The sequence below is a fragment of the Brevibacillus sp. Leaf182 genome (assembly GCF_001423865.2).
Taxonomy (GTDB): domain Bacteria; phylum Bacillota; class Bacilli; order Brevibacillales; family Brevibacillaceae; genus Brevibacillus; species Brevibacillus brevis_C.
In genome coordinates this window covers 1-1,833 of record NZ_LMPN02000038.1, presented here as the reverse complement: position 1 = coordinate 1,833, position 1,833 = coordinate 1, and the positions used below count along the sequence as shown (strand labels likewise).

Here is a 1,833-nt window from a genome sequence, read left to right as displayed (position 1 = left end):
TGCCAAAAAGAAATCCCCCAAAAGGGGGTTTCTCTTCAGTCTGACTCCTGAAATCATCAGGAGTTTTTTGCGTTGAGGAAAAGGAATCAAATGACTTCTGGCAACTGAATGTCGTCCATCGTAACTACACATTCAAATTGATTGGGGGAGTCGTGGTGAACATGCTCCTTGAGAATCCCCATTTTCACGAAAAAGCGCAGGCTGGTGTAGACGGTTGAGAGTGTGATGTTTGGCATCTCGTTTTTCAAAGCATGGTATACGTCTTTGGCTGTATAGTATTTCCGAGTGGTAAGCATAAGAAGGAGTACGGCTCTTCTTTGGATGGTTAATCTTTTTCCTAGATGCTTTACTTGTTGTGTGACACTGACAATATGATGGTCCATTACAGGTCACCTCGTTCTTAGATTATAATAATTACTATATTGTAATTATCCTTTTTATTTTGTGTATAGTCAACTTTTTCTTTTCATATCTTATCCAGCTCATGGCTTGCGTGTGCATGTTTCTGGGGGAAGCGTAAATCTTACATAAGAGGGAGAATGAAATAGGGGTTTTCTTTTCGACCAAAACATGGTAGTGTATGTGCGGATTTTGCTTACGTGATAATGTCAGGAGTGGAACCATGTGGCACGAAAAAGACGAACCGCAATCCAGATGAACAGTCCGCAGCGAAAAGTGCTCGAATATGGCATGCTGGTTCTAGGATCGCTAGTATTGGCAACTAGTTTCAATCTGTTTTTGAATCCAAACCAAATTGCTTCTGGAGGCGTTTCTGGGCTGTCTACGATTTTGCACAACTTGTTTGGCTTTTCTCCGGCAGTGGTGCAATGGGCAATGAATATTCCTTTGTTTCTATTAGGATTCAAACTTCTCGATCGGCAATACAGTTTGAAGGCGGCAGTTGGTTCGATTGTTCTCCCTTTGTGTGTCATGCTGACCAGTCACCTACAGCCGTTAACCACGAATCTCCTGCTGGCAAGTATTTATGGGGGAATCGGGGTAGGACTTGGGATTGGTATCGTGTTTCGGGGGAGAGGATCGACGGGCGGTTTTTCAATTGCATCACAAATCCTCCACAAATATTCAGGAATTAGCTTGGGTGCATGTGTAGCTGTGTTTGATGGACTAGTGATCTTGTTTGCAGGGATTGTATTCGATCCGGAAAAAGCATTGTATGCACTTATCGCGTTGTTTGTGACCAGCAAGACGATTGATATTGTTCAGATGGGCTGGAATACCTCCAAAGTCGCTTACATCATTTCGAATGAAACAGATACGCTGAGGGAAACCATCTTGTATGATTTGGACAGAGGTGTCACTTTGTTGGATGGTGCTGGTGGATATACCGGAGACGCGCGTAAGGTGCTCATGGCAGTTGTCAGCCAAAGTGAAGTGAGTAAACTGAAAATCATGGTGCGTTCCGTGGACCCAGATGCATTCATTATTTTGTGCCCTGCTCAGGAAGTGTTGGGAGAGGGGTTTCGAGCGGGATAATATTATATAGAAGAAAAGAGCGGTGGGGAGTCGTTCCATTGCTCTTTTTTTGTTCGATTTTTATTTTGAATGAAATTATTTTAGATTTTCTATTGCATTTAAAATTTATACGTGCTATATTAAATCTCGTGAGCGGGACACACACGAAACGCACACAACGAAAAATAAATTAAATGCCGGTGTAGCTCAATTGGTAGAGCACCTGACTTGTAATCAGGGGGTTGTGGGTTCAAGTCCTATCGCCGGCACCACTACTTAATCTGTAGTAGGGAAATGAAATGGAGCGCTTGATAGCGCGAAAATGCTCTTTGAAAACTGAACAGCGAAAGCGTTAATGAG

The 1,833-nt window shown here is 42.9% G+C and carries 2 protein-coding genes and 1 tRNA gene; 2 read left to right on the top strand and 1 reads right to left on the bottom strand.

The genetic code is table 11. The features are described from left to right. Nucleotides 1–86: 86 nt before the first annotated feature. Complete coding sequence (locus ASG16_RS30575; protein WP_056492439.1) at nt 87–383, bottom strand: Fur family transcriptional regulator; 297 nt, start codon at nt 381–383, stop codon at nt 87–89. Between the two features lie 241 nt (nt 384–624). Between ASG16_RS30575 and ASG16_RS30570 the strand changes: the two genes are divergently transcribed. Then, the gene (locus ASG16_RS30570) at nt 625–1,494 is read left to right on the top strand and encodes a YitT family protein (protein ID WP_056492436.1); all 870 of its coding nucleotides are present in this window, start codon (nt 625–627) and stop codon (nt 1,492–1,494) included. A gap of 175 nt (nt 1,495–1,669) precedes the next feature. Next, nucleotides 1,670–1,745, top strand: a tRNA-Thr gene (locus tag ASG16_RS30565). Nucleotides 1,746–1,833 lie beyond the last annotated feature (88 nt).